This window comes from Streptomyces sp. NPDC008079 (genome assembly GCF_042957385.1).
Classification (GTDB): Bacteria; Actinomycetota; Actinomycetes; order Streptomycetales; family Streptomycetaceae; genus Actinacidiphila.
This window is the reverse complement of record NZ_JBIBIC010000001.1, coordinates 335,635-362,584: the sequence shown is the minus strand read 5'-3', so window position 1 is coordinate 362,584 and position 26,950 is coordinate 335,635. Positions and strand designations below refer to the sequence as shown.

Sequence of the window (26,950 nt, the reverse complement as noted above, 5' to 3'; positions counted from 1 at the left end):
CGAGGCGCCGGGCGCTACTTCGTGACCGCGATGTGCGACAGGATCGCGTCCGCCAGTTGCCGGTCGCCCTCGATCTTGAGCTGGTCGGCGAGCGCGGCCGGACGCGCCCGGCCGGTGAGCAGCCGCAGGAACGTCTCCCAGTCCACGACGAAGGTGACGGCCGGGCCGAGCGAGACGGCCGAGTCGATGCTGCCGTGACCCTCGGCGTTCACCCGTACGGTCCGCATGAACTCCAGCGGTCCGTGCACGTCGAAGACGACCGCGGAGCCCGGCTTGGCGCCCGCGTCCTCGGCGACCAGCTTCGGCAGCGAGCGCAGGAGGTAGTCACGGGCCAGAACGGCCGCGGGGGAGGCGAGGTTGCCCGGGGCGTCGAGGGCCCGGCGCAGATCCTGCTCGTGCACCCACACGTCGAAGACGCGGCCCCAGAGCTGTTCCTCCAGGGTGACCTCGCCGCCGCCGATCGCGCGGACCTCGGCGTCCGGCTGCCGCGACTCGTTCCTGAGCTGCCGCGAGCGGCGGATGATCGTGTACTCCAGCTCGGACGTCATCTCCGGCGCCGTGTGGTGGCGGCGGATGTCGACCGGGACCTCCGTGTAGCGGGCCGTCTCGCTGGTGATGTGCCGGAGGTCGCTGGGAAGTGTGTGGATGGGGCGCGGGTCGCCCAGCAGCTCGCACTCGAAGCCGATGATGTGGGACACGACATCGCGGACCGACCAGTACGGGCACTCGGTGTGGCGGTTCCACGCGCCGTCGGGCAGCGGCGTCACCAGTTCGTTGACGGATTCTATGGAGTGGGTCCAGGCGTCGATATACGGCTGGAGCTTGCTGTGGACGGTCACGGGACCCCTCGACGGTCGGTGCGCGGTCGTGGCGGTTGGCGCCTAAGTTACGCTGCGCGCGGGCGCCCACGCAGTGCTTTCGAGTGACGATGGTAGGCCCGGCTTGACGACCCAACGTATGGGCGGTGTCCGAGTGCGCGCAACGCTTCTTCAGATCGACGTGGACCAGAGGGAATCGGTCGCCTCGCGGCGCGACCGTGTGGCAGCGATGGTACGTGCCCACGCGGACGCGGATCTTGTCGTGCTGCCCGAACTGTGGCCGGTCGGCGCCTTCGCCGCCGAGGACTTCGCGGCCGAGGCCGAGACGGCGGACGGCGGCCCGACCGCCGAGGTGATGAGCGCGGCGGCGCGCGACGCCGGGGTGTGGCTGCACGCCGGGTCGATCGTCGAACGCGACGTCGTCGGCGGCGAATTGTTCAACACCTCGCTGCTCTTCTCCCCCGACGGCGCTCTCGCGGCCGTCTACCGCAAGATCCACCGCTTCGGCTTCGACCAGGGCGAGGCCGTCCTCATGTCCTCCGGGCACGACATCGTCACCGCCCGCGTCCCCGGCACCGTCCTCGGCCTCGCCACCTGCTACGACCTGCGCTTTCCCGAGCAGTTCCGGCTGCTGCTCGACGCCGGGGCGCAGACGCTGGTCGTTCCGGCGGGCTGGCCCGCGCGGCGGCTCGCCCACTGGCGGCTGCTGGTGCGCGCCCGCGCCGTCGAGTCCCAGGCGTACGTCCTCGCCTGCGGGACGGCCGGCACCCACGCCGGGGTGGAGCAGGCCGGGCACAGCATGATCGTCGATCCCTGGGGTGAGATCGTCGCCGAGGCCGGGCCCGCCGAGCAGGCGCTCTCCGCCGAGGTCGACGTCTTCCGCGTGGACGTCACCCGCGCCGATTTCCCCGTCCTCCGCGACCGCGTCCTCGGAGTCCCCACCCCGAAGCCCCGCTAGGGCCTGTCCGGCCGCGAGAAGGGCCCGCCGGTCTTTCAGGGGCGCTGCGGGCACCCACCCGCGCGAGGTTCGGGCACAGGGGCGGCGCCCCGGAAAGACCGGGTCGCCGCCCTGCGCAGGGCTATTCGTCCTCGTGCTCCTTGTCGACCATGCGGTCGACGCACACCGCCACCGCGATCAGCATCGCGGCATCGGCGTCCTCGCGCTCGATGTCGATGGCGTAGGCGTCACGGAGGGTGAACCACTTGCGGGAGATGCGCGCGAGGCGCTCCCCCTCGTACTCGATGTCGAACTCCTTGTCGATGATGTCGCCGCGCACTTCGAGTTCCTCGCCGGAGGCGAGCTCGGCGCGGAAGACGTCGCGGAGCAGGTGGAGGCGCTTCTTGCGGACGGTGACGAGGACGTCGCCGTCGCGCTCGATGGTCATGGCGTCCCGCAGGGACACCAGCTTCTTGCGGATGACGGCGACCTCGTTGCCGTCCGGGTCCTGGAGTTCGAGGGTGTCGCGGATCCGGAGGACCTTCCCGTCGACGTAGAAGGCCCTGCGGCCGTGCTCGTCCTCGATCCAGTAGTCGTCACCGATGGCGAACATCTTCTCTCGCACCACGTATTTCATAGGGAATGCCTACCCCGGCGGATGCTGTTGGATGGGGATATGACTGCACGTGCACGTGTCCGGGCGCCCGAGCTGACCGGCGAGGGCGGCTGGCTGAACACCGGCGACAAGCATCCGACCCTCGCTGACCTGCGGGGCAGCATCGTCATTCTGGATTTCTGGACGTTCTGCTGTGTGAACTGTCTGCATGTCCTGGACGAGCTGCGGGCCCTGGAGGAGCGGCACAGGGACACGGTGGTGATCGTCGGCGTGCACTCGCCGAAATTCGTGCACGAGGCCGAGCACCAGGCGGTCGTGGACGCGGTGGAGCGGTACGAGGTGCACCACCCGGTGCTGGACGACCCGCAGCTCTCGACGTGGAAGCAGTACGCCGTACGGGCCTGGCCGACGCTGGTGGTGATCGACCCCGAGGGGTACGTGGTCGCGCAGCACGCGGGCGAGGGGCACGCGCACGCGCTGGAGCAGCTCGTGACGGCGCTGGAGAAGGAGCACGCGGCCAAGGGCACCCTGCGCAGGGGCGACGGCCCGTACGTACCGCCCGAGCCGGTCGCGACCGACCTCCGCTTCCCCGGCAAGGCGCTCGCGCTGCCCGGCTCCGGGCACTTCCTGGTGTCGGACTCGACCCGGCACGCCCTGGTGGAGCTGGCGGCGGACGCCGAGAGCGTGGTGCGGCGGATCGGCACTGGCACACGCGGGCTGGCCGACGGCAACGCGGAGACGGCCCGCTTCAGCGAGCCGCAGGGGCTGACGCTGCTGCCCGACGGCAGCGTGATCGTCGCCGACACCGTCAATCACGCGCTGCGCCGCGTCGACCTGGGCACCGGGCACGTGACGACGGTCGCGGGCACCGGAAAGCAGTGGTGGCAGGGCTCCCCGACGTCCGGCCCGGCCCGCGAGGTGGACCTGTCCTCGCCGTGGGACGTGGCCTGGTTCGACGACCGGGTGTGGATCGCGATGGCGGGCGTGCACCAGCTCTGGACGTACGACCCGGCGACGGAGACCGTACGGGTCGCGGCGGGCACGACCAACGAAGGGCTGGTGGACGGGCACGCGGCGCAGGCGTGGTTCGCCCAGCCGTCCGGCCTCGCGGCGGCGCCGGAACGCGGCGAGGCGGGGGCGCCCCCGGCCGACGGCTGGGGAAGGCTGTGGATCGCCGACTCCGAGACCTCGGCGCTGCGCTGGGTCGAGCGCGCCGACGACGACCCGGACGCGGACGCGGCAGGCGGTGACGGCGGTGAGCCGCGCCGCTACATCATCCGTACGGCCGTCGGCACCGGCCTGTTCGACTTCGGCCACCGCGACGGCCCCGCCGGGCAGGCGCTGCTCCAGCACCCGCTGGGCGTCACCGCGCTGCCGGACGGCTCGGTCGCGGTCAGCGACACGTACAACAACGCGCTGCGCCGCTACGACCCGGTGACCGGCGAGGTCACCACGCTCGCGACCGGCCTGCGCGAGCCCTCGGACGCGGTGGTCGTGGACGGCGACATCGTCGTGGTGGAGTCCGCCGGGCACCGGCTGACCCGGATGCACCTGCCGGAGGAGGCCGTCCGCGTGGAGGCCGTCGCCCACCGTACGCAGCGGGACGCGACCGACGTGGCGGCCGGTGCCTTCCGGCTCGACGTGGTGTTCACCGCGCCCGACGGGCAGAAGCTCGACGAGCGGTACGGGCCCTCGACGCGGCTGCTGGTCAGCGCCACCCCGCCGGAACTCCTGGCGGAGGGCGCGGGCAAGGGCACCGACCTCTTCCGCGACCTGGTCCTCGACCCGTCCGTCACCGAGGGCGTCCTGCACGTCTCCGCGATGGCCGCGTCCTGCGACGACGATCCGGCCAACCCCTACCCCGCCTGTCACGTGCACCAGCAGGACTGGGGCGTCCCGGTCCGCGTCGGCGCCGACGGCGACTCCCGGCTGGCGCTGGTCCTGGCGGGCCTGGACGCGTAAGGCGTACAGGCGCCGTACGGGCGTGCCCGGGCGGTGAGTAAGCTCCGGCCATCACTCTTGATCCGCCGGGGGGCGGAGCGTCACCTGGGGAGGGACCGAGTGCCTCGTCGCGCTCTCACACGCGGCTCCGTCGCGGCGGCCACCGTCGTCGTCATGGCCGCCGGGCTCGTCCCGGCCGCCACCGGCGGCACGGCGTACGCGGACGGTACGCCGTCCGGTACCGCGTCGCAGGAGACCGTCATACCCGCCGGTTCGCGGTGGCTGCCGCAGAGCGAGCCGCTGATCACCGCCGGGAACGACGGATACCTGGTCAGGGGGGCCAACGGCGCCCACTGGGTGAATCCGGCGGACGGCAGCGAGGGCCCGGTACTGCCGGATCCCACGCCGCCCTTGGTCAACACCGGCCTGTCCGCGCACCTCATCCGCAACTTCCCGTCCCAGTCGGTGACGATCACCGACTACGACACCAACACCTTCCGCACGGTCACCGCGCCGGTGGGCCAGCGCTGGGTGCCGTTCGGCTTCAGCCTCGACCGCGTCCTCACCAGCGAGACCGCCGCCGACGGCACGCTCGCCGCGCTGCACGTGATCGGCGACGGCAAGGACGGTTCCGCCGACCTGACCGTCACCGGGCTGCCCCCGGGGACCGCCGTGCCCGACTGGCCCGACCTGCTCGCGCAGAACCGCGACCACGCCGTCCTGCGGCTGACCTCGGGTGCCGCGCCCGGCACCGCGCGCAATTACCTGCTGGACTACCGCACCGGCACGCTGCGCGCGATCCTCGCCGACGTGCCCGCCGCCGAGCAGACCACCGTCGTCCTCGGCAGGGACCGGGTGCTGGCGTACGGCGGCGCGGCCACGACGGCGTACACCGTACGGCTCGACGACCCGACGGCCCCCGTCGAGAAGACGCCGCTGCCCACCGACGGCCGGGACGGTACGCCGAAGCTCACCGTCACCGGGGACCGCGTCCTGGTGCTGGAGCGGTCGACGGACAGCCAGTCCGCGGGGCTTCCGCTGCGGGCCGTCCCGGTCGGCGGCGGCCCCGCGCGGACCCTGCTGGCCAAGGTCGCCACGGACATGGCGACCGCGCCCGACGGCTCGGTGCTGGTCGAGGGCGGCACAGGACCCGACGACTGGGCGGTCCGCCGGATCACCGCGGCCGACGGCGCCGACGCGACCGTCACCGACCTCAAGACGCTGCCGCCGGTCGCGGCCACGGTCTACGGACTGTCCTACAGCGCCGGGCGGCTGGCGTACTCCGACACCACCCGGCCCTACCCGGCCCTGGTACGGCGCGATGTGGCCGCGGGCCCGGCGCCCGCCGTGTCGGAACCCGAACTGCTGTGGAGCTACGGTCCGAAGCCCGCCGACTGCGGCTCCGGCGTCGCCTGCGTGCACCTCCAGGGCACCGGCACCGGCACCGTGGCCTTCTCCGCCGCCAACATCATCACCGTGCCCCAGCCGCCGTCCCCGACCGATTCGCGCGCCGTCTTCCTCGGCGCGCCCGGCACGGTCACCGACGCCGCGGGACCGTACGTCGTGGTGCACACCGGCACCCCCGCGCGGCAGAAGGTCTTCGACCTCCGCTACGACGGCACCCTGTTCGACGGCCCGGTCACGGCCTCCGCGCTGTGGGGCCGCACCCTGTGGGTGCCCGGCAGCGCCACCGGCACCGTCCGCCCGTACGACCTGGAGCGGCGGACGTACGGCGCCACGGTCCAGACGGGCGCGCCGTGCGTGCCCAAGGAGCTTCAGGCGGACGGGCGTTGGCTGTACTGGTCGTGCGGCACCAGCGCCGGGGTGCACGACCGTACGACCGGCAAGAACGTGCCGGTGCCGACCGGGACCGCGCTGCTGGGCGACGGTTACGTCGTCCGGCACGACACGACGGCGGGCCGTCTGATGCTCACCGACGTGCACACGGGCTCGGCCGTCGGCAGCAACCTCGCGGAACTGGCAGCGAGCGACCTGACCGACGACCGAGGCGTGACGTGGGCGGTGGACAAGTACGGCGGCGGTGTCGCGTACGTCGATGCGCAACACCGCTTCCACGTGCAGCCGTTGACCTCGATACCGCGCAGCGCGGTATCGGTGCTGAGCAGCGACGTCGGCCCGGCCGTCGTCGACGTCCTGGACAACCCCGAGGACTGGTACGGCAGGTGGACGCTGTCCCGGCCCGTCGCGGGCTGGAGCCTGACGGTCACGGACGAGGCGGGCAGGACGGTCGCCACCCGTCGCGGCTCCACGGGCGCGCAGGTGTCGGCGAGTTGGAATCTCAAGGGCACCGACGGGGCGTGGGTCAAGAACGGCCGCTACACCTGGACGCTGACCGCGCCCCCGGCCGACGGCGGCCCCGGCGGGCTCTCCCTCACCGGCCTGATCGTCGTCAAGGGCGCCGCGGGCGTGCACGACTTCACCGGTGACGGGACCGGCGACTTCTTCGGCCTCACCCCGTCCGGCCGCCTGGACCTGCGCGCGGGCAACGGCAAGGGCAATGTCAACGCGGCGCGCTCCACGTCCGGTTGGCCGACGTCCTCGCTGTACGTGCCCTACGGCGACCTCGGCGGCGACCGGGTCAACGACCTGCTGGTCAGGGACGCCTCGGGCCAACTGTGGCGCTACGACGGCAAGTCGGGCACGAACTTCACCCCGTCCCAGCCGCGCACGCTCATCGGCCCCGGCTGGAACGCGTACGACGCGCTGGCCTCGGTCGGCGACCTGACCGGTGACGGCCGCGCGGACCTTGTGGCGCGTACGCCGTCCGGCAGCCTGTACCTCTACGCCGCCGACCGGAACGGCAGGTTCGGGCCGCGCACCCTCATCGGCGGCGGCTGGAACACGTACAACCTGCTGATCGGCTCGCAGCACTCCGAATCCGTCGGCTACGGCCGTCAGCTTCTGGCCCGGGACAAGTCCGGGGTGCTGTGGGCCTATGACGGCGACGGCAAGGGGCACTTCGGGCCGCGCGTGAAGATCGGGTCCGGCTGGAACATCTACAACTCGATCGTGGGCGTCGGCGAAATCCGGCCGGTCCGGGGGGCGTACCTCACCGGACTGGTCGCCCGTGACGCGGCGGGCGACCTGTGGCGCTACGACGGCCGCGACAGCGAGCCGGGCTTTGCCGCCCGCGTCAGGCTCGGCGCGGGCTGGCAGATGTACAAGTCGCTGTTCTGAGATCCGGGGCTGACCTCACGTCAGAACGCCGGTGGTACTGGCCTGGTGTCAGTACCGCCGGTCACCCGGGTAGTAGCGCTCCTCGACGGGCGGGATGTCGCCGTCGGCCGTCGGGGGAATCCGGCGGCGCTTGAAGATGCTGACGTAAGCGGCGAGTCCGATGATGCCGACGGCCATCATGATCAGGCCGAGCAGATCCATGTTGACGCCCTTGGCGTGCCAGTCGGTGGCGAACGTGATGATCGCACCGACCGCGATCAGAATGATGCAGCCTCCGATGCCCACAATTACCGCTTCCTTTGGCCTAGTTGTGCTCCGGCGTTCTGAAGCAGCGCCTACCCCGGACCTCGGGGCACAAGCAGGCGCATCGGGTCGCGGGCGGGCCGGGGCGCGGCCCCGGCCCGCAAGCAGGCCCCGGAAGGCCCCGGGAAGCAGTCCCCGGAAGCAGTCCCCCGAGTCAGGCCGCCAGGAAGGCCGTCAGGGCGCTGGCCAGCAGATGCGGGTCGTCGGCGCCGGACATCTCGCGGGCCGAGTGCATCGAGAGGATCGGCACCCCGACGTCGACCGTGGTGATGCCGTGCCGGGCGGAGGTGATCGGGCCGATCGTCGTCCCGCAGGGCATCGAGTTGTTCGACACGAAGTGCTGGTAGGGGACGCCCGCGGTGTCGCAGGCCGCCGCGAAGACGCCGCGGCCGGTGCCGTCGGTGGCGTACCGCTGGTTGACGTTGGTCTTCAGGATCGGGCCGCCGTTGGCGCGCGGGTGGTGCGTCGGGTCGTGCCGCTCGGCGTAGTTGGGGTGCACGGCGTGGCCGGAGTCCGACGAGACGCAGACGCTCGCGGCCAGCGCGCGCTGCCGCTCCTCGAAGCCGCCGCCGCGCGCGTGCACCGAGCGGCTGAGGACGTTGCCGAGCAGCGGGCCCTGGGCGCCGGTGTCGGACTGGCTGCCGTTCTCCTCGTGGTCGAAGGCGGCGAGCACCGGGATGTACGTGAGGTCCTGGCCGCCCGCCGCGGCGGCCAGCGCGGCGGCGCCCGCGTGCACCGACAGCAGATTGTCCAGCCGGGGGCAGGCGAACAGCTCCTCGTCGCGCCCGAGGAAGGCGGGCGGCTGTGTGTCGTGCGTCATCAGGTCCCAGCCGACGACGTCCTCCGGGTCGAGGTCCGCCCGCTCGGCGAGGTAGCCGATCAGGTCGCCGTCCTGCGCGTCGCCCAGGCCCCACACCGGCTGGAGGTGGCGCTGCTTGTCCAGCGTCAGCCCGTCGTTCACACCCCGGTCCAGATGGATCGCGAGCTGCGGCACCCGCAGCAGCGGGCGGTCGGTCGCGACCAGCCGCGTACTGCCGTCCCGCAGCGTCAGCCGGCCCGCCAGGCCCAGGTCCCGGTCCAGCCAGCTGTTCAGCAGCGGGCCGCCGTAGATCTCCACCGCCACCTGGCGCCAGCCCTGCGACCCCATGTCCGGGCGCGGCTTCACCCGCAGATTCGGCGAGTCCGTGTGCGCGCCGACGATCCTGAACGGTGTCTCCGGCCGTGCGCCGTCCGGCACGAACCACGCCACCACCGCGCCCCCGCGCAGCACATACCGCCCGCCCGGCTCGGCCCCCCACTTCTCCGTCTCCGTCACCCGCCGGAACCCGGCCCCCTCCAGCCGCTCCGCCACGGTCGCCACCGCGTGGTACGGCGTCGGACTCGCCTGCACGAAGGCGGCCAGATCTTCGGTGTGCTTACGGCCAAACGCCGGACGCTGAGAGCTCATGCCCTCAGCTTAGTTTTCGGCCACATGGCTCGCCCCGCTAGGGGCGCGGGGTGCGCGAGCAACCCACCACCGGCGGGCAGTCCGGCGACCACCGGACTGCCCGCCGGGGCGGGTTGGAAGGAGTCCCCGGGGGCGGGTCAGAAGGAGTCCTCCGGGAGGTCCATGAGGCCGAGGTCGACGGATTCGGCCAGGGACCGAGCCGTCCCCACGCCGGGAAGGACATTGGCGGCGAAGAACTTCGCGGCGGCGACCTTCCCCGCGTAGAAGGCGGCGTCCTTGGCGGAGGCCCCGGAGAGCTTCTCGGCGGCCACGCCGGCCCCGCGCAGGAGCAGGTACCCGATGACCACGTCACCGGAGGCGAGCAGCAGCCGCGTGGTGTTGAGCCCCACCTTGTAGATCGAGCGGACGTCCTGCTCGGTGGCCGAAAGGTCCGTGAGCATGGCGCCGACGATCGCCTCCAGGTCCACCGCCGCCTTGGCGAGCTGGTCGCGGGCGGCGGCCAGGTCCTCCCCGCCCGTCGCCTCGGCGAGGAACTTCTTGATCTCCTCGCTGAGCGCCGTCATCGCCTGCCCCTGGTCGCGGACGATCTTCCGGAAGAAGTAGTCCTGCCCCTGGATGGCGGTGGTGCCCTCGTAGAGCGTGTCGATCTTGGCGTCCCGGATGTACTGCTCGATCGGGTACTCCTGGAGGTACCCGGAGCCGCCGAAGGTCTGGAGGGACTGGGCGAGCTGCTCGTACGACTTCTCGGAGCCGTAGCCCTTGACGATCGGCAGCAGCAGGTCGTTGAGCCCGTGCAGCCTCGTGGCGTCCTCGCCGGCCGCCTCGGCGACCTGGATGGCGTCCTGCACGGAGGCGGTGTAGAGCACCAGCGCCCGCATGCCCTCGGCGTACGCCTTCTGCGTCATGAGCGAGCGGCGGACGTCGGGGTGGTGGGTGATGGTGACCTTGGGCGCGGTCTTGTCCATGAACTGCGCGAGGTCCGGGCCCTGCACGCGCTCCTTGGCGTACTCCAGCGCGTTCAGGTAGCCGGTGGAGAGCGTCGCGATGGCCTTCGTGCCGACCATCATGCGGGCGAATTCGATGATCCGGAACATCTGCCGGATGCCGTCGTGCTTCTCGCCGATCAGCCAGCCCTTGGCGGGGAGCCCGTCGCCGAAGGTCATCTCGCAGGTGTTGGACGCCTTCAGGCCCATCTTGTGCTCGACGTTGGTGGCGTAGACGCCGTTGCGCTCGCCCAGCTCGCCGGTCTCGAAGTCGAACTCGTACTTCGGGACCATGAACAGCGACAGGCCCTTGGTGCCGGGTCCCGCGCCCTCGGGGCGGGCCAGCACGTAGTGGATGATGTTCTCGGACATGTCGTGCTCGCCCGAGGTGATGAAGCGCTTGACGCCCTCGATGTGCCAGGTGCCGTCGTCCTGCTTGACCGCCTTCGTGCGGCCCGCGCCGACGTCGGAGCCCGCGTCGGGCTCGGTGAGGACCATGGTGGAGCCCCACTGCTTGTCGACCATGAGCGCGGCGATCTTCTTCTGCTCCTCGGTGCCCTCCTCGTAGAGGATTCCGGCGAAGGCCGGGCCAGAGGAGTACATCCACACGGCGGGGTTGGCGCCCAGCACCAGCTCCGCGTAGGACCAGATCAGGGAGCGCGGCGCGGTGGTGCCGCCGATCTCCTCGGGCAGGCCGAGCCGCCAGTACTCGGCGTCCATGAAGGCCTGGTAGCTCTTCTTGAAGGTCTCGGGCACCGGGGCGGTGTTGGTCTTCGGGTCGAAGACCGGCGGGTTGCGGTCGGCGTCGGCGAAGGACTCCGCCAGCTCGTTCTCCGCCATGCGCGCCAGCTCGGCGAGGACGTCCTTCGCGGTCTCCACGTCCATCTCGGCGAACGGACCCGTGCCGTAGAGCTGGTCGCGGCCGAGCACCTCGAAGAGGTTGAACTCGATGTCGCGGAGGTTCGACTTGTAGTGGCCCATGACGTCGGCTCCGTATCGCAAGTGGGGTGGTCGTGGCACTCGTGGAAAATAATGCTACCCGTCGGTAATAAGAAGCAACCCCGGAAGGGTCGGATGTGACCGTTTCCTCGTCCCGGGGGCCGTTACTCTTGAGGCCGTGTACGGCTACGAGCAGAGCGTGAATCCCGGACCCGGCCCGGTCCAGGGCGCCGCACCCATGCCCGGTGGCTATCCGGAGCCCTCCCCGCCGTCCCTGGCCGACGCGGTCCGCGCCTTCACCACGGGTTCGATGGCCGCCGAGGACTTCCAGGCGATCTTCGCCACGTCCAAGGTGTACTGCCCGCGCGGCGACAATCCGGGCTTCCTGGCGCTGCACGACACCCAGCAGCCGGTCATCCCGATGTTCACCTCCCTGAAGGAGCTGCGGCGGTACGCGGGCAAGGAGTCCAAGTTCTTCGTGATCACCGGCGCCGAGGTGCTGGACCTGCTGCCCACCGGCTACGGCTTCGTGCTGGACATCGACGGCCAGCATCGCATGGTCTTCGACGCCAAGGCGGTCGAGCAGATGGTCGACTTCACGATGCGCCGGATGTACGGCTGAGGCTGCCCGGCGGCATGCCTGAGGCCGTACGGCGGCACGCCTGAGGCCGTACGGCGGTACGCCTGAGACCGTACGGGCGCACGTCCCGGACCGTACGCCCGCGCTTTCGATCTTCCCCTCCGGTGAGTGCTGGAATAGTCACGCCTTGCGAGATGTTCAGTGTTCAACTACTTTGGAACCGGAGCATCCCGAAGGAGGCAGTCATGCCCGCCGTGACCGTAGAGAACCCGCTGACCCTGCCGCGTGTGAGCGCGCCCGACGACGCCCAGCCCCGCAAGGCGCTACAGGTGTCCACCGCCCCGAGCGGTTTCGAGGGGGAGGGCTTCCCCGTGCGCCGCGCCTTCGCGGGCATCGACTACCGCAACCTCGACCCGTTCATCATGATGGACCAGATGGGTGAGGTGGAGTACGCGCCGGGAGAGCCCAAGGGCACCCCCTGGCACCCGCACCGCGGCTTCGAGACCGTCACGTACATCATGGACGGCACCTTCATCCACCAGGACTCGCACGGCGGTGGCGGCACGATCACCAACGGCGACACGCAGTGGATGACCGCCGGGTCCGGCCTGCTGCACATCGAGACCCCGCCGGAGTCGCTGGTCACCAGCGGCGGCCTCTTCCACGGCCTCCAGCTCTGGGTGAACCTGCCGAAGGCCGACAAGATGATGCCGCCCAAGTACCAGGACATCCGGGCGGGCGGCCTGAAGCTGCTCACCTCGGGTGACGGCGGCGCGCTGATCCGGCTGATCGCCGGTGACCTCGCGGGCCACGAGGGCCCCGGCGCCACCCACACCCCGATCACGATGATCCACGTCTCGGTGAACCCCGGCGCCTCGGTGACCCTGCCCTGGCGCGCCGACTTCAACGCCCTCGCCTACGGCCTCGCCGGCCGCGGCTTCGCGGGCCCGGACGCCCGCCCCTTCCGTATGGGCCAGGCCGTCGTCTTCGGCAAGGGAGACTCCCTCACCATCCGCGCGGACGAGACCCAGGAGTCCCGCTCGCCCAACTTCGAGGTCGTCCTGCTCGGCGGCCTCCCGATCCGCGAGCCGATGATGCAGTACGGCCCCTTCGTCATGAACACCCACGCCGAACTGGCCCAGGCGTTCGACGACTTCCAGGCCGGCCGCCTCGGCACCATCCCGGCCGACACGGTCCTCGGCCGCTAGTCACGTCGCCCACGCGGTGCGGCCATCCCTTCGGGGAGATCCCGTGCCGCCGTGGAAACACGTACGGCTTCGTGAGCATGCACCCCGGTGCCCCCAGCCCTGGATACGCGTCCGCAGCGGGGAAGTTGGGTACGGTCCGACCGGGCCATCGGGTCGGTCACGGAGGCGAATGGTGAAGAGCGCGGGGTTAGGGCTCACGGCGTTCGAGAGCAGAGCGGGTCAGGCCGGTAGGACACTCCTGCGCAATCAGGGCTACGACGGTGGCTGGGGACTGACCCTGACGTCGGTGTCGTCGATCGTGAACACCGGCGAGGTCCTGACGGTCTTGCGGGCCGCCGGAATCGCCGGTCAGCCGGTACGTACGGCGCTCGGGTTTCTGACCGCCGCCGTTCCGGAGCACTGCCAGCCCCGGCACAAGGGCGGTCGTGGCGAGCACACCCGGTTCGTCGCGTTCGGCCTGGCCGGTCTGCTGTCCCACCCGGCATTCCTCCACCACGCCGGAGTCGCGGAGGCCGTGGTCCGGTGCGTCGGTTGGCTTGAGGGCCACGAGGTCGACCACGGCTGGCCCGAAGTGCTCGGCCTGGATGACACCTCGCTGCACCAGACAGCCCTCGTCGTGCACGCGCTGGCCCAACTCCGCGACATCCTCAACGGTTTCGGCCCCGGCATCGTGCTTCCGGGCGGGGCCGAAACCGGGCGACTGCTCCATCGTGTCGAGCCGCTGATCGACCACGGCGTGCACGGTTTGCTCTACCACCGTCGTCCCAGCGGGGCGTGGGGATGGCGTACGTACGTCGACACCGACCCGAGCCCGAGCAAGACCGCGCTGTGTTTGCTCGCGCTCTCGGCCGTAGCCTCCGGTACTGGGCCCGGCGGCGAGCCCGCCTATCGCGACATCCCCTGGGAAACCGGAGGAGTCAACGGCGCGGTGCGGACGAGGCGGCTGTCCGAGGTGGTCACGGAGGCGGGTCAGTGGCTGCTGTACAACCACCACCGTTGGGAGTCGTTCGTTGAGGACGACAAGGACGTGCAGGGCACGGCCTGGGAGCACATGGCGTACGCGCTGTGCACTCAGGCCGCTGTCCGGGCCGGAGCCAGTCCGCGCGATCCCCGGCTCGCCAAGGCATGGCGGCTGATGGACGACCTGTGGGATGCGGAGGCCTCGTTGTGGAACGAGCCGGGCGCCTCAGGCAAGCGAGCCACCATCCGGGCCGCCGCTTACACAGTGGCCGCCTACGAGGAGGCGATGCGGCGCCTGACGCGGTTGAGCCTGGTTGACGGCGATACCGAGCCTGCGGGCGAGGCACCGGCTGAAACGGCCATCGAACACGTCACGCTCGGACCCGGTCAGAGCATCGCTGTCACCGCACACGGCAGCGATACGGAGGTCGTCTGCGGTTTGTCGAACCGGCTGTTCGACCTGGTGCAGATCGTGCACGACGCCCCTGGGCAGGGGCTGACGACGGAGCGGATCGCGGGGAGGCTGTACGTTGCGCCGTCCTCGGTGCCCAAGTACGTCCAGCGCTTGAACCGGGCGGTGTCCGCAGCATTCGGCGGTGCTCCGGCCCGGCTGCTCCTGCCCGGGAAAGTCGGCGGGGCGAGTGGCTATCGTCTCGCGGGACGCGCGAATCCGAGCACCGTCACGCATTCGCCCGCGGCAGGGCGCGCTCCGCTGCCACCGGGTAGTTCAGCAGGGCGAACCGGGCCAACGACCGCACCTGGTCGAACGTCCTGAGACCGTCGATGTCGTCCAGACCGAACCAGGCCGCCCCGTACACCTCGTCGAGGTCCGCCTCCACGGCCTGTCCCCGGGTGCCCGGCTGCCGCCGGACGAAGTAGAACTGGAGCAGCGCCGGGGTTGGGAATCCTTCACGCTCGATGTCCACGTAGAACGGCACCGGCTCCGGGCTCGCGTTACCGTCGGCCGGGTGGATTACCGGCTGGGTGGAGATCGCCTCCACCAGCAGTCCGGTCTCCTCCTTGAACTCGCGCACCGCCGTGCCCGCGAACGACTCCCCGGGTTCGATATGACCGCCCGGCGGAACCCACTTGTCGAAGCGGTTGTGATGTACGAGCAGCACCTTCCCGGCCTCGACCAGGTAACCGGAGCAGCAGTACACCAGACCGGTATCGCGGGCGGTCTGGCCGTCGTGGATCAGAATCGAGCGGGGCACGCTCGCCACGATAGCCCACCGCCCCGCACCGAACTCCCTTGCCGATCAGGTGGGTTCACCGCACTGTCATCGCCCTCGCGATGACATGTCATCGGCAATGACACCGCGATGTCATCACGGGTACGTCTTCCCTGAACTGATGATGGCCGTATCCCGCCTCCGGCTCACACCGGGCCGCGGGCCGCCCTGTCGGCCGAGGAGAGGACCCGTGATGCGCACCCGTCCCGCCGCGTGGCGCACCCGGTACGAGCAGCGGTTCGCATCCCCGCAGACCGTGGTGGTGCAGCCTACGAGCTGGTGCAATCTGGACTGCCGGTACTGCTACCTGCCGTTTCGCAAGCTCACGCATCAGATGCCGGTGGACGTCGCCGTCGCCTTGGGCGCGGCGGTGGCCCAGTTCGAGGACGTCGGGCATCCGATCGGGATCGTGTGGCACGGCGGCGAACCGCTTGCGGTCGGCTCCGCATCGTTCGCGGCGCTGCTCGCGCCGTTCGAGACGCTGCGCCGGGCGGGACGGATCCAGCACTACGTGCAGACCAACGCGACGCTGATCACCGAGACGTGGTGTGATCTGCTGACCGCGTACGACGTCCGCGTCGGGGTGAGCATTGACGGCCCGGCCGCCATGAACGCCGAGCGGGTCGATCTGCGAGGCAATCCTGCCTTCGGCCGGATCCTGCGCGGAATCATCCGGCTACGCGAGCACGGCATCCCGTTCTCCGTGATCTCGGTCGTCGGCGCCGTCGGCATTGAGGCCCCCGAAGACCTGCTGGGCTTCCTCACCGAACTGGGTGCTCGCTCGGTGGGCTTCAACATCGAGGAAATCGAGGGAGTCAACACCGCCCGGAAGCCACCCACGCCAGTGCAGGCCGAGGAGTTCTGGCGGCGCACCCTGACCTGGGCCCGCGAGCACTCCGGCACCCCGCCCGTCCGGGAGATCGAACGGCTCGCCGAATACCTCCAACAGGTCCGCTCCGGACGGAAGGCCGAGTGGGACCGGCGCCGCCTCGACCCGATCCCCACCGTCTCCTGGAAAGGGGACGTCGTCCTGCTCTCCCCGGAACTCGCCGACACCACCGCCCCCGACTACGACAACTTCACAGCGGGCAACATCCTCGACCGTCCCCTGACGGAAATCCTGAATAGCGCCCACCGGCTGCGCTACGTGCGCGATTTCCTCACCGGTCTGGACCGGTGCCAGGCCCAATGCGAGTTCTTCGACTTCTGCCGTGGCGCCCAGGCCGCCAACCGCTACTTCGAGAACGGCAGCCTGACATCCACCGCGACCAACTATTGCCGGGTCTCCCGGCAGGCTCTGGTCACTGCCCTGTCCACGCTCGCAACCAAGGAGACAACCTCATGAGGATTCTGGAGGCGCTGGCCGCATCCGACGCGCCCGTCGTGATGGAGTTGGTGACTACGCACGACGCCCCAGCAGCAGAAATCGTTGAAGGGACATGGGACAACAAGCCCACCTGGGACAACTGGCAGAAATCCCCAGCTCCATTCGACAACCGCCCTACCTGGGACAATTGGAGCAAGAAGTAGCAGACGTATTCTGCGGCCGGCAGGCCCGCCCAGCACCACGGCAGCACCACCGCGCTGAAAGGCCCCCGGATGGACACCCGCACGATTCGCCGCACGACCGTCACGCTGCCCGCCCTCGGCGAGGAAGGCCTGCTCCTGTCCAACGTCACCTCGCTGGAGGGTGGCCGGGGCCGGGTGGACGGCTTCCGGTACGCCGACGCCGATCTGCGGGAACTCGACCTTTACGAGGCCCATTTGGCCAGCGGGCGGATCTCCGGTCTCAGGACCCAGCGCACCCGCCTGGACAAACTCCGCGTCGACTCTGTGGAGTTCACTGGCTGTGATCTGGCCTCGCTTCAGTGGACCGACAGCAAGATCTCCCGCACTGTCTTCCGCGACTGCAAACTCATGGGCGCCACCCTCACCGACGTCCTCCTCGACAACGTCCTGTTCGAGAACTGCAAGCTCGACTACAGCACCTTCACCCGCGTCCGGGCCACCGGTCCCGTGATCGTCGCCAGGACGTCGCTGCGCGAAACCACCTTCACCTCCGGCGATCTCGGCACCGCCCTGTTCGACGACTGCGACCTGCGGCTGACTGAATTCGACGGCGGGAGCTTCCGTGGTCTGGACCTGCGCGGCAACGACCTCTCCCAGATCCGCGGCCTGGCCTCGCTCAAGAAGATCGTCATCGACCCGGCCCAGACCCTCCAACTGGCCGGGGCCCTCACCACCGAACTGGAAGTCACCTTCGGAGACGACCTCGACGACCAGTAGCCCCGCATCTGCTCACGGAGGCATGCCATGGGTCCGCGACTGGCATTCGACACGTTCGACGACATACGCGGCCGGTGCGACATCGCGCCGGTCCGGCACACCCGTGACGTACCCGGATACGACGACGGCGCTCTCCTCCCCGACGACGACTGGACACTCCTCACCGCGCTCGACGCCGCGACGCTGCGCGCCGATGACACCACACCGGACAGCGTTCTGATCGAACTCGTCCGCCCACCGCTGCCCACCCTCTCCCCGGACGAACTCAACGGCCGCCTCGAACTCGCCGCCGGTCTCGACCCCCTCAACGGCCGCTGGCCGACTCGTCTCCTGGGATGCACAATCAGCCCCGCCCATCGCGCCACCACCACCGAGGACTTCACCACCGGCCGCCGCATCGGCCTGCACATCGACAACTTCGACCGCCTGCCGTACGCCCGCCGCCACGAGAGCCGCCGACGGCTCTGCCTCAACCTCGGCCCCGGGCCGCGCTACCTGCTCATCGGCGACCGCGACATCCAACAGATCTGCCGCACCCTCCACACCGGCACCGCACTGGAACGGCACTACCCCCACACCGACGACGTCCGCCGCTACGCTGCCGCAGGACACCCTCTGCGCTGCCTGCGTATCCGCCTCGAATCCGGCGACGGGTACATCGCCCCGACCGAACTCCTGCCGCACGACGGTTCCACCACCGGAACCGACATGCCGTCGGTCGCCGCCTTCTGGCTGGGCCAGCCACCGAGCGTTACCTGAGCGCAGGCGTTCCTGCTCTCTGTCGCTCGGCGTTCGGCGCCAGCCGGGTGAGCTCTTCTCGCAGACGTACGACGCCGGGAGCGGCCGGTGGAGATTTATCCGTCTCATGGGAACCCGGTCCGGTGCACCACCCTCTCTTCGCTTGATTCGTTTCACTCTCGACCGTGAGAACCCTGTGATGACACGCTCGATCAGCCGCCGCTTACTTCTGGCCGGTGCGACCGCCACGGCACTGCTGACCCTCGGAGCCTTCGCCGGCAGCGCCAGCGCGTCTGCCGCCCCCGCCGCCACCACCTCCACGTCGGCCTCGGCCGCAGACTCCGGCTCCCTGTCCCCCGCCGATGTCGTCAGTCATCCGTTCGTGTTCTACATCAACGGTGTCTTCGCCGAGTACCTCGCGAACATCTCGGCGAGCGGCAACTATCTGACCGTGACACGCGGTGGTGGTGGTCAGGCGTTCACCGACTGGATCAACGTGAACAAGGTCGTGCGCAACCCGAAGAACATCAGCGTCGTGCTGCATGACTACGCCGACAACCCGGTCAGGACGTACAACTTCTACGCCGCGTATCCCGTCAGCACCGCCGGTACCCAAGTCACCCTCTATTTTTCGGCGTCCAGCGTGTCGTAGGCAGGCGGGGAGCGTCACTCCTTGACTTCAAGTGTGGTTGAGCTTCTAGCGTGTTCTTCGGTTGATCGACTGACGACGGGAGAAGGCGCGCATGATCCTCGTGACGGGGGCCACCGGGAACATAGGCGGGGCTCTGGTGAAGGAGCTGCACGGGTACGGTGCCGGGGCGGTTCGGGGACTTACTCGTGAGGTGGCGCGGGCCGCGTTTCCCGAGGGGGTCGAGGCCGTTGAGGGGGACTTCGGTGAGGTCGCTTCCCTGAAGCCGGCGTTGGAGGGGGTGCGCGCGCTGTTTCTCGTGTCGCGTATCGGCTCGGACGCCGACATCCTCGCCGCCGCCCGGCAGGCCGGTGTGGAGCACGTGGTGCTGGTGTCGTCCATCACCGTCCAGACCCACCCCCACCTCGGCCCCGCCGGGGAGAACCTGGACGTCGAGCTGCTGCTCAAGGGCAGCGGCATGGCCTGGACGATTCTGCGGCCGACTCAGTTCGCCTCGAACGCCCTGTGGTGGGCCGCGGCGATCCGCGAGGGCCAAACGGTCCTGGCGCCGCATCCGGGCATCGGCATCCCCACGATCCACCCCGCGGACATCGCGTCCGTGGCGCGCGTGGCGCTGACCGAGCCCGGTCACCAAGGCCGGACGTACGCCCTGACCGGTCCCGAGCTCGTGACCGCCCGGCAGCAGGCGGAGGCCATCGCGGTCGCCCTCGGGCGCGAGGTGCCCTTCGCCGAGATCAGCCGCGAGCAGGCCCACCGGGACCTGGCCGTGTTCATGGGTGACGAGGCCGCTGACGCGGTGCTCGACGTGACGGGCGGGGACGTCAACGACGAGTTGGTGAAGGTACGCGACACGGTTTCGCGGGTCACCGGCTCCCCGGCCCGGCCGTTCCACCAGTGGGTCTCGGAGAACGTCGCCGCCTTCCGCTGAGGCGTTCCCGTGTCTACAGCAGGTGGTCGGCCTTGCCGGCCTTGATGTCGGTGATCAGGGTGCGGAGGGCTTCGCGGGTGTCGGTGAGGGGACGGTCTTCTTGGCCGTTGACGGCTATGTAGCCGTTGCCGTCGGCGTCGGTGCCGAGGCGGAAGCAGGAGCTGCCTTCGCCGCAGAAGGGGGCTTCCCAGGTGATGTCGGGCATCGGGTCTGATCTCCTCAGAGCTGGTGCGCGATCTCGCGGATGAGGTCGCGGGACCGGTCGGCGGACACGGACAACTCTTCCAACAGGTCGAGTTGCGCTCGGTATTTCGCGAGTTGCGCCTCGGCGTGGAGGAAGACCGGTCCGTGGGAGCTGTCGACCTGCACGGTGTCGAGCTGGCTCACGGCGCCTTCGGCGTAGACGACGGTGTGACCCGCGCCGGGGAAGGCCCCGTGGGCGAAGGGGAGGACCAGCACGGTGACGTTGTCCCGCTCGGAGACCTCCAGCAGGTAGTCCAGTTGGGCGCGCGCCACGTCAGGTCCCCCGAACTGCATGCGCAGCGCGGCTTCGTGGATCACCGCGACGTACGGGAGCGTGCTGGTGCCGGTGACCAGTTGCTGGCGCTCCGATCGGTGGGCGAGGCGCAGGGCGACCTCATGCTCCGGGAGCTTGGGCACCACGGCGCGGAAGATGGCTATGGCGTGGTCGGACGTCTGGAGCATGCCCGGGATGTGGACCGTGTTGGCGCCGCGCAGCCGTAACGCGCCTGCCTCCATTTCGGAGATGTCCAGGAACCCCTGGGGCAGGCTGCCCCGATAACGCTCCCACCATCCGGTGCCGCTCGGTTCGGCCATCGCGGCCAAGGCGTTGACGTACCGCTCGTCCGTGCATTCGCAGTTGACGGCCAGCTTGCGCACGCGCTCCGCGCTGATCGCCCGAAGTCCCGACTCCATGTTGGAGATTCGGCTCCGGTCGACGCCCAGGAGTCCCGCCGCGCTCTCGGCGGACATGCCCGCCGCCGTGCGCAGCCTGCGCAACTCGCTTCCCACACGCTTCTGTCGCTCGGTGAGGACCGTCCTCGTCGGCATGCCCTTCCTCCCTGTGCGTGTCTCGACCGCCTGCCACGGTGAGCATAGGCGCATGGCCGGGAGGCCATTTATTTGAAGCGCCTGGCAAAAGTGGCCCCATCCCCCTACCGTAGTAGCGCGCAGCTACGCACAACTACGTCGGAAGCGCACCGCGAGTGACGGCGGCATGCCACCGGCGAACCCTCAAGACGCCACAAGACCCCTTCGACGCAACGGAGTTCGTCATGCCTGAAATCCCCCGCTTACCAGCACTCTGGCGCTTCCCGGCGCGGCCGGAGTCCGTGCGCCGGGCGCGGCACGCCGTCGCGGAGGCGCTCCCTCGTGGAGTGGAGCCCCAACTGGCCGCGGATCTCGGGTTGGTGACCAGTGAGCTGGTCACGAACGCCGTGCGGCACGGGGACCGGTGCGAGGAGGACGCGGTCATCGAGCTGGTGCTGTGGCCCGCCGACGGGCACTACTGGGTGGCGGTGTCCGACGGCGGGCCGGAGAAGCCGGAGTTGGCCGAGGCCGGGCCGGAGAGCGAGGGCGGAAGGGGGCTGGTGCTCATCGACGCGCTCGCGGAGGTCTGGGGAGTCGTGCCGCGCCCGGTGCGCGGGAAGTCGGTGGTCGCCGGGCTCAGCGACGTCAGCCGGTCGAGGCCGGGCGGGGTTCGGACAGGCGGTTGGCCTGGTGGGTGAGCGCGCGGCGCAGGATCGGCGTCAGGGGGCGTTCGACCAGGCGGTAGATGAGGTAGGCGAGCAGCAGCATCGAGCCGATCGCGAGGGCGAGCACGCCGTAGTTCGGTATGCCGGTGTGGGCCTTCAGCTTCTCGATGACGAGCGTGCCCAGGATCTCGTGGACCAGGTAGAAGGGGTACGTCAGGGCGCCCGCCGTGGTCAGCCAGCGCCAGTCGACGTCGGCGACGCGGCGCACGAGCGTCACCGCGGCGATGGCGGCGAAGCCCGCGGCGACTAGGGCGATGACGACGGTCGGCGAGCGGTGGAAGGTGACGGCCACACCGGGCTTGGGGACGAGGCCCAGGACCGCGTAGTGCTGGCCGAGCAGGAAGCCGGTCGCGACGACGCCCCAGGTCAGCAGGTCGTGGCCGAAGCGGCGCAGCAGGTAGAGGCCGATGCCGCCGATGAAGAAGGGCGCGTACTCGGGCATCAGGGCCAGCTTGAGGAACTCCTGGCCGGAGGAGTCCGCGTACAGGGCGCCGATCGTCCACAGGGCGCAGAAGGCCAGGACGCGCTTGCGGGTGGCGCCGCGCCACAGGACGGTGACGGCGAAGAGCACGTAGAAGCGCATCTCGGCCCACAGCGTCCATGAGACGCCCAGGACGCGCTCGGAGCCCGCCGGGGTCTGGAGCATCGTGAAGTTGGTGAGCAGGTCGGTGCGCGAGACGGTCTTGTAGCCGAGGACGAACAGGACGACGGTCACCAGGATCAGCGCCGCCCAGTAGGCCGGGTACAGGCGGCTGATCCGGGAGATCGCGAACGCCTTGACGCTGCGGCCCCAGCCGCTCATGCAGATCACGAAGCCGCTGATGATGAAGAAGAACTGCACGCCCAGCGGTCCGTACGCGGCGGCGTGCGACAGGTGCGGGAAGATCTCCAGCGGCTGTCCGCGCCAGGCTCCGCTGCCCCGGAAGGCCAGGTGGTAGATCGCCACCATGAGCGCGGCCAGCAGCCGCAGCCCGTCCAGCGCCCGCAACCGGCCCTTCCCGCCGCCGCGCGGTGCCGGTGCGGCGGACACCGCCGGTACGTGGCCGGGCGACGTCGGGTCGCCGGGCGCGGTCGGGTCGCCGGGCGACGTCGGATCGTCCGTGGGTGCGGGGAGTTTCAGGCTCATCCCAGTGCTGCCTTTTCGCCGGCGTGAGTGTCAGGGCGCGCGGTCGGCCGTACGATCGCCCGTCACGTAGGCGTTCAGGCTAGGTGGAGGCACCGGCCCCACGGGGCGTTGGAGCGGGCCCAACCGCTCTGTGCGACCAGTGTTTTCCTCCGTTTCACGGCCGGTTCACACGACCGTGACGGATTCGCGTCCGCGGCCGACCCCGCCCCCCGCCGGGCGGTCACCCGATCGACGGGCTCGTCGCCTCGTACAGCTCGAACCAGATGGATTTGCCGTCGCCGCGCGGGTCGACGCCCCAGGCGTCGGCGAGCTCCTCGATGAGCATCAGGCCGCGGCCTGAGGAGGCCATCTCGCCGGGGGAGCGGCGGTGCGGCATGTCGTCGGAGCGGTCGCCGACCTCGACGTGGAGGCGGCGGGTGCCGGGCATGCCGGTGACCATGGCGGTCAGTACGGCGTCCTCGTCGGTGTGCACCAGCACGTTGGTGACGAGTTCGGAGACGAGCAGGACGGCGGACTCGACCTGGTCGGCCGAGGTCCAGTCGTGCAGCAGGGCGCGGATGTCGTCGCGGGTGGCGCGGATGCGGCCCGGGTCGGTCTGCGAGACGGTCAGCACCGCGCGGCGGACCGGGACCGCGCAGGTCGGGCCGTCGGGGTCGCGGCGCAGCAGGACCAGCGCGATGTCGTCCTCGCGGCGGTCGGCCAGCGGCCCGGTGGTGTGGTGGGAGGCGGGCCCGTGCACCGCGCGGATCAGGGAGTCGGCCAGCTCCTCCAGATCGCCCGCGGGCCCGGCCTCCAGCACATCGCGCAGCCGTTGCCAGCCGGTCTCCAGGTCGTGGCCGCCGGTCTCGATCAGGCCGTCGGTGCACAGCAGCAGCACCTCGCCGGGCTCCAGGACCAGCCGGGTCGTCGGGTAGTCGGTGTCCGGCTCGATGCCCAGCGGCAGGCCGCCCGCCGTACGCCGGACGATCGTCGTACCGTCGCCGAGCCGGATCGCGGGCTCCGGGTGCCCGGCGCGCACCACGTCGAGCGTGCCGGTCAGCGGGTCGGCCTCCAGATAGAGGCAGGTCGCGAAGCGTACGTCGGCGGACTCGTCGGCGCTCAGCCCCTCGTGCAGGCCGTCGCGCAGCCCGTCCGCCGGCCCGTCGGGGAGCCCGTCGTGCAGCCCGGCCAGAAAGCGGGAGGTGCGCGAGAGCACCGCGTCCGGGTGGTGGCCCTCGGCCGCGTAGGCGCGCAGCGCGATCCGCAGCTGGCCCATGATCCCCGCGGCCCGTACGTCGTGGCCCTGGACGTCGCCGATGACGATCGCGGTTCGGCCCGACGGCAGCCCGATCACGTCGTACCAGTCGCCGCCGACCTGGAGGCCGCCGCCGGTCGGCACATACCGGGCGGCCACCGCCATGCCCTCGATGCCGGGCCTGCGCGCGGGCAGCATCGTGCGCTGGAGGCCGTCGGTCAGGGCGCGCTCCGACTCGTGCAGATGCGCGCGGGACAGCGCCTGCGCGAGCATCCGGGCCACGGTGGTGAGCACCGAGCGCTCGTCGGGCGTGAAGGCCACCGGGTCGCGGAAGGCCGCCATCCAGGCGCCGATCGTGGACCCGGCCACGACCAGCGGGAGATACGCCCAGGAGGAGCGGCCGAACGGTTTCACCAGCGGCCAGGTGACCGGGAAGCGGTCCTCGTACGCGGCCGGCGACGGCAGATAGACCGCCTGGCCGGTACGGACCACCAGCGCGGCCGGGTAGTCGGTGTCCAGCGGCATGTCGAGGAAGGGGTCCTCGGTGCCCGCCGCCTGCCCGTGGTGCCCGATCACCGACAGCCGGTCGCCGTCCGTGCCGAAGACGGCGAGGCCGTCGGGCGAGAAACCCGGCATCGACAAGGTGGCCGCCACCCGCAGCACCTCGGCGGTGGAGTCGGCCTCGGCCAGCGCGCGCCCCGCGTCCAGCAGGAACGCCTCCCTGGCCCGCCGCCAGCCGCCGCCCGCCTGCGCCGCCGCCCGTGAGGGGCCGCCGCGCACCTCGTGCAGCGTGCCCGCCATCACCGTGCCCTGCGGGCGCACCCTGGCCCGTACCGTCCGCAGGGTCGCGCCGTCGTCGCCCACCACCCGCACCAGCGCCTCGGCGACCGTGCCCTCCGAGTAGGCCAGCGAGACCGCGCCGGCCAGCGACACGTAATCGGCGGCGTGCAGGCACGCCCGAACGGCGGACGTCCGGTGCTCGGCCGGGCCGCCGGACAGCCCGAGCAGGCGCGCGGCGCGGGCGTCGACCGTCACGGTGCCGGTGGCCTCGTGCCACTGCCACAGCCCGGTACCGACTGCGGCCAGGACGTCCTCGGTGCGCATTGTGCCAGTTTATGAGAATTGGGAGTTTATGGCCCAGTAGGGCGGCCTTCGTGGCCTTACGCCCCACCGAATCCGGAGTGAGGCCGGTGTGCGGGCGCCGGTAAGCTGTGCTGGGCCGCTGGCCCGGCCACCCACCCAACATCCAGCGTCGAGGACGAATGATGCACCGGTACCGGTCCCACACCTGCGGCGAGCTGCGCGCCACCGACGTCGACACCGACGTCCGCCTGTCCGGCTGGCTGCACAATCGCCGCGACCTGGGCGGCATCCTCTTCGTCGACCTGCGTGACCACTACGGCTTCACCCAGCTCGTCGTCCGCCCCGGCTCCCCGGTGTACGACCAGCTCAGCGGCCAGTCCAAGGAGTCCGTCGTCCGCGTCGACGGCCGCGTCCTGGCCCGCTCCGCGGAGAACGTCAACCCGGAGCTGCCGACCGGCGAGGTCGAGGTCGACGTGACCGCCCTGGAGGTGCTGGGCGCGGCCGACCCGCTGCCCTTCCCGGTCTTCCCCGAGGACAACGCGAACGAGGAGATGCGGCTCACCAACCGCTTCCTCGACCTGCGCCGCCAGCGCATGCACCGCAACATCATGCTGCGCACCCAGGTCATCTCCTTCCTGCGCCGCGAGATGACCGCGCTCGGCTTCAACGAGATGGCCACCCCGATCCTGTCGGCCACCTCCCCCGAGGGCGCCCGTGACTTCCTGGTGCCCTCCCGCGTGCACGCCGGGAAGTTCTACGCGCTGCCGCAGGCCCCGCAGCAGTTCAAGCAGCTCCTGATGATCTCCGGCTTCGACCGCTACTTCCAGATCGCGCCCTGCTTCCGCGACGAGGACTCGCGCGCCGACCGCTCGCCCGGCGAGTTCTACCAGCTCGACGTCGAGATGAGCTTCGTCGAGCAGGAGGACGTCTTCGGTGTCATCGAGAAGGTCATGACCGACCTCTTCACCGAGCTGGGCGGCGGACGCACGGTCACCTCGCCGTTCCCCCGCATCCCCTTCCGCGAGTCGATGCTCAAGTACGGCAACGACAAGCCGGACCTGCGCACCACGCTCGAACTGGTCGACGTCTCCGACGTGTTCGCCGGGAGCGGCTTCAAGGCGTTCGCCGGCAAGCACGTACGCGCGCTCGCCGTGCCCGACACCGCCGAGCAGCCGCGCAAGTTCTTCGACCAGCTCGGCGAGTACGCGGTCTCGCTCGGCGCCAAGGGTCTGGCCTGGGTCCGGGTCGGCGACGGCAACGCGTTGACCGGCCCGATCGCCAAATTCCTCACCCCCGAGGACGTCACCGCGCTGCTCGCCGCCGTCGGCGCGAAGCCCGGCACCGCCATCTTCTTCGGCGCCGGTGAGTTCGACGAGGTCTCCAAGATCATGGGCCCGGTCCGGGTCGAGGCCGCCAAGCGCACCGGCCAGTTCGAGGAGAACGTCTTCCGCTTCTGCTGGATCGTCGACTTCCCGATGTTCGAGCGCAACGAGGACACCGGGGCCGTGGAGTTCTCGCACAACCCCTTCTCCATGCCGCAGGGCGGCCTCGAAGCCCTCAACACCAAGGACCCGCTGGACATCCTGGCCTGGCAGTACGACATCGTCTGCAACGGCATCGAGCTGTCCTCCGGAGCCATCCGTAACCACGAACCCGCCGTCATGTACCGCGCGTTCGAGATCGCGGGCTACACCCGCGAGACGGTGGAGGCCGAGTTCGGCGGCATGCTCCGCGCCTTCCACTTCGGCGCGCCGCCGCACGGTGGCATCGCGCCGGGCGTCGACCGTATGGTCATGCTCCTCGCCGATGAGCCCAACATCCGCGAGACGATCGCGTTTCCGCTCAACCAGAACGCCCAGGACCTGCTCATGGGCGCGCCCTCCGAGGTCGAGGAGGCGCGGCTGCGCGAGCTCCACATCCAGCTCCGCCCTTCGGCAGGGCGCCCTTCCGCGGGCCGCTAGGACCGCGT

General features: G+C 70.5%; 24 protein-coding genes. 14 read left to right on the top strand and 10 right to left on the bottom strand.

Annotated features, from left to right (window positions below):
* Nucleotides 1-14: 14 nt before the first annotated feature.
* Nucleotides 15-839 (bottom strand): maleylpyruvate isomerase family mycothiol-dependent enzyme, encoded by an 825-nt coding sequence (locus ACFZAM_RS01465; protein WP_355339563.1) that lies wholly within the window; start codon nucleotides 837-839, stop codon nucleotides 15-17.
* A 133-nt stretch (nucleotides 840-972) separates the two neighbouring features.
* Here ACFZAM_RS01465 and ACFZAM_RS01460 point away from each other — a divergent pair, with 133 nt between their 5' ends.
* On the top strand, nucleotides 973-1,776 hold the full coding sequence (locus ACFZAM_RS01460; RefSeq protein ID WP_355339566.1) for a carbon-nitrogen family hydrolase: 804 nt from the start codon (nucleotides 973-975) through the stop codon (nucleotides 1,774-1,776).
* A gap of 121 nt (nucleotides 1,777-1,897) precedes the next feature.
* Here ACFZAM_RS01460 and ACFZAM_RS01455 read toward each other — a convergent pair whose 3' ends face one another.
* Nucleotides 1,898-2,392 carry an LURP-one-related family protein gene (locus ACFZAM_RS01455; RefSeq protein ID WP_355339569.1) on the bottom strand — a complete coding sequence of 165 codons (495 nt, stop codon included), beginning with the start codon at nucleotides 2,390-2,392 and terminating at the stop codon, nucleotides 1,898-1,900.
* A gap of 39 nt (nucleotides 2,393-2,431) precedes the next feature.
* Here ACFZAM_RS01455 and ACFZAM_RS01450 point away from each other — a divergent pair, with 39 nt between their 5' ends.
* Both ACFZAM_RS01450 and ACFZAM_RS01445 read left to right on the top strand, forming a co-directional pair.
* Nucleotides 2,432-4,333, top strand: a complete 1,902-nt coding sequence (locus tag ACFZAM_RS01450; protein ID WP_391041892.1) for a thioredoxin-like domain-containing protein — start codon at nucleotides 2,432-2,434, stop codon at nucleotides 4,331-4,333.
* Between the two features lie 99 nt (nucleotides 4,334-4,432).
* Nucleotides 4,433-7,510 carry an FG-GAP-like repeat-containing protein gene (locus ACFZAM_RS01445; RefSeq protein ID WP_391041890.1) on the top strand — a complete coding sequence of 1,026 codons (3,078 nt, stop codon included), beginning with the start codon at nucleotides 4,433-4,435 and terminating at the stop codon, nucleotides 7,508-7,510.
* Between the two features lie 48 nt (nucleotides 7,511-7,558).
* Here the strand turns inward: ACFZAM_RS01445 and ACFZAM_RS01440 are convergent, their stop codons facing one another.
* The 3 genes from ACFZAM_RS01440 to ACFZAM_RS01430 all read right to left on the bottom strand — a co-directional run bounded on the left by ACFZAM_RS01440 (nucleotide 7,559) and on the right by ACFZAM_RS01430 (nucleotide 11,224).
* A complete protein-coding gene (locus ACFZAM_RS01440) occupies nucleotides 7,559-7,795 on the bottom strand; it encodes a hypothetical protein (RefSeq protein ID WP_188282515.1) in 237 nt (78 codons plus the stop codon).
* Nucleotides 7,796-7,967: 172 nt separating this feature from the next.
* Nucleotides 7,968-9,260, bottom strand: coding sequence for a M18 family aminopeptidase (locus ACFZAM_RS01435; protein WP_355339578.1), 1,293 nt, complete (start codon nucleotides 9,258-9,260; stop codon nucleotides 7,968-7,970).
* Nucleotides 9,261-9,397: 137 nt separating this feature from the next.
* The gene (locus ACFZAM_RS01430) at nucleotides 9,398-11,224 is read right to left on the bottom strand and encodes an acyl-CoA dehydrogenase C-terminal domain-containing protein (RefSeq protein ID WP_391041888.1); all 1,827 of its coding nucleotides are present in this window, start codon (nucleotides 11,222-11,224) and stop codon (nucleotides 9,398-9,400) included.
* A 136-nt stretch (nucleotides 11,225-11,360) separates the two neighbouring features.
* Here ACFZAM_RS01430 and ACFZAM_RS01425 point away from each other — a divergent pair, with 136 nt between their 5' ends.
* The 3 genes from ACFZAM_RS01425 to ACFZAM_RS01415 all read left to right on the top strand — a co-directional run bounded on the left by ACFZAM_RS01425 (nucleotide 11,361) and on the right by ACFZAM_RS01415 (nucleotide 14,705).
* Entirely contained in the window at nucleotides 11,361-11,804 is a 444-nt protein-coding gene (locus ACFZAM_RS01425; RefSeq protein ID WP_391041886.1) for an SseB family protein, read from the top strand.
* A 203-nt stretch (nucleotides 11,805-12,007) separates the two neighbouring features.
* Complete coding sequence (locus ACFZAM_RS01420) at nucleotides 12,008-12,970, top strand: pirin family protein (RefSeq protein WP_355339584.1); 963 nt, start codon at nucleotides 12,008-12,010, stop codon at nucleotides 12,968-12,970.
* 286 nt (nucleotides 12,971-13,256) lie between these two features.
* A complete protein-coding gene (locus ACFZAM_RS01415) occupies nucleotides 13,257-14,705 on the top strand; it encodes a hypothetical protein (protein ID WP_391041885.1) in 1,449 nt (482 codons plus the stop codon).
* On the opposite strand, the gene ACFZAM_RS01410 is transcribed toward ACFZAM_RS01415, so the two are convergent.
* Complete coding sequence (locus tag ACFZAM_RS01410) at nucleotides 14,611-15,144, bottom strand: NUDIX domain-containing protein (RefSeq protein ID WP_391041883.1); 534 nt, start codon at nucleotides 15,142-15,144, stop codon at nucleotides 14,611-14,613. The two genes, ACFZAM_RS01415 and ACFZAM_RS01410, sit on opposite strands and share 95 nt — an antisense overlap.
* A 211-nt stretch (nucleotides 15,145-15,355) precedes the next feature.
* Between ACFZAM_RS01410 and amcB the strand changes: the two genes are divergently transcribed.
* The 6 genes from amcB (at nucleotide 15,356) to ACFZAM_RS01380 (ending at nucleotide 19,763) form a co-directional block, all read left to right on the top strand.
* Nucleotides 15,356-16,507: a cyclophane-forming radical SAM peptide maturase AmcB gene (gene amcB / locus ACFZAM_RS01405; RefSeq protein WP_391041881.1), complete on the top strand. Its 1,152-nt coding sequence runs from the start codon at nucleotides 15,356-15,358 to the stop codon at nucleotides 16,505-16,507.
* Entirely contained in the window at nucleotides 16,504-16,692 is a 189-nt protein-coding gene (amcA, locus tag ACFZAM_RS01400) for a multiple cyclophane-containing RiPP AmcA (RefSeq protein ID WP_391041880.1), read from the top strand. The genes amcB and amcA overlap by 4 nt, the downstream gene beginning before the upstream one ends.
* A gap of 69 nt (nucleotides 16,693-16,761) precedes the next feature.
* Nucleotides 16,762-17,448, top strand: a complete 687-nt coding sequence (locus ACFZAM_RS01395) for a pentapeptide repeat-containing protein (protein WP_391041878.1) — start codon at nucleotides 16,762-16,764, stop codon at nucleotides 17,446-17,448.
* Between the two features lie 27 nt (nucleotides 17,449-17,475).
* A complete protein-coding gene (locus ACFZAM_RS01390; protein ID WP_391041876.1) occupies nucleotides 17,476-18,207 on the top strand; it encodes a hypothetical protein in 732 nt (243 codons plus the stop codon).
* Nucleotides 18,208-18,385: 178 nt separating this feature from the next.
* Complete coding sequence (locus ACFZAM_RS01385) at nucleotides 18,386-18,838, top strand: hypothetical protein (RefSeq protein WP_391041874.1); 453 nt, start codon at nucleotides 18,386-18,388, stop codon at nucleotides 18,836-18,838.
* A 91-nt stretch (nucleotides 18,839-18,929) separates the two neighbouring features.
* Complete coding sequence (locus ACFZAM_RS01380) at nucleotides 18,930-19,763, top strand: NAD(P)H-binding protein (RefSeq protein ID WP_391041872.1); 834 nt, start codon at nucleotides 18,930-18,932, stop codon at nucleotides 19,761-19,763.
* A 13-nt stretch (nucleotides 19,764-19,776) separates the two neighbouring features.
* Here ACFZAM_RS01380 and ACFZAM_RS01375 read toward each other — a convergent pair whose 3' ends face one another.
* Nucleotides 19,777-19,968, bottom strand: coding sequence for a hypothetical protein (locus tag ACFZAM_RS01375; protein ID WP_391041870.1), 192 nt, complete (start codon nucleotides 19,966-19,968; stop codon nucleotides 19,777-19,779).
* A gap of 14 nt (nucleotides 19,969-19,982) precedes the next feature.
* Nucleotides 19,983-20,834, bottom strand: coding sequence for a Scr1 family TA system antitoxin-like transcriptional regulator (locus ACFZAM_RS01370; RefSeq protein ID WP_391041868.1), 852 nt, complete (start codon nucleotides 20,832-20,834; stop codon nucleotides 19,983-19,985).
* A gap of 224 nt (nucleotides 20,835-21,058) precedes the next feature.
* Here ACFZAM_RS01370 and ACFZAM_RS01365 point away from each other — a divergent pair, with 224 nt between their 5' ends.
* A complete protein-coding gene (locus ACFZAM_RS01365; protein WP_391041866.1) occupies nucleotides 21,059-21,511 on the top strand; it encodes an ATP-binding protein in 453 nt (150 codons plus the stop codon).
* Here the strand turns inward: ACFZAM_RS01365 and ACFZAM_RS01360 are convergent.
* Together ACFZAM_RS01360 and ACFZAM_RS01355 are read right to left on the bottom strand one after the other, a co-directional pair.
* A complete protein-coding gene (locus tag ACFZAM_RS01360) occupies nucleotides 21,459-22,664 on the bottom strand; it encodes an acyltransferase family protein (RefSeq protein ID WP_391041864.1) in 1,206 nt (401 codons plus the stop codon). The two genes, ACFZAM_RS01365 and ACFZAM_RS01360, sit on opposite strands and share 53 nt — an antisense overlap.
* A gap of 220 nt (nucleotides 22,665-22,884) precedes the next feature.
* On the bottom strand, nucleotides 22,885-25,002 hold the full coding sequence (locus ACFZAM_RS01355; protein WP_355339615.1) for a SpoIIE family protein phosphatase: 2,118 nt from the start codon (nucleotides 25,000-25,002) through the stop codon (nucleotides 22,885-22,887).
* Between the two features lie 161 nt (nucleotides 25,003-25,163).
* Between ACFZAM_RS01355 and aspS the strand changes: the two genes are divergently transcribed.
* Nucleotides 25,164-26,942 (top strand): aspartate--tRNA ligase, encoded by a 1,779-nt coding sequence (gene aspS, locus ACFZAM_RS01350; protein ID WP_355339618.1) that lies wholly within the window; start codon nucleotides 25,164-25,166, stop codon nucleotides 26,940-26,942.
* Nucleotides 26,943-26,950: the final 8 nt, after the last annotated feature.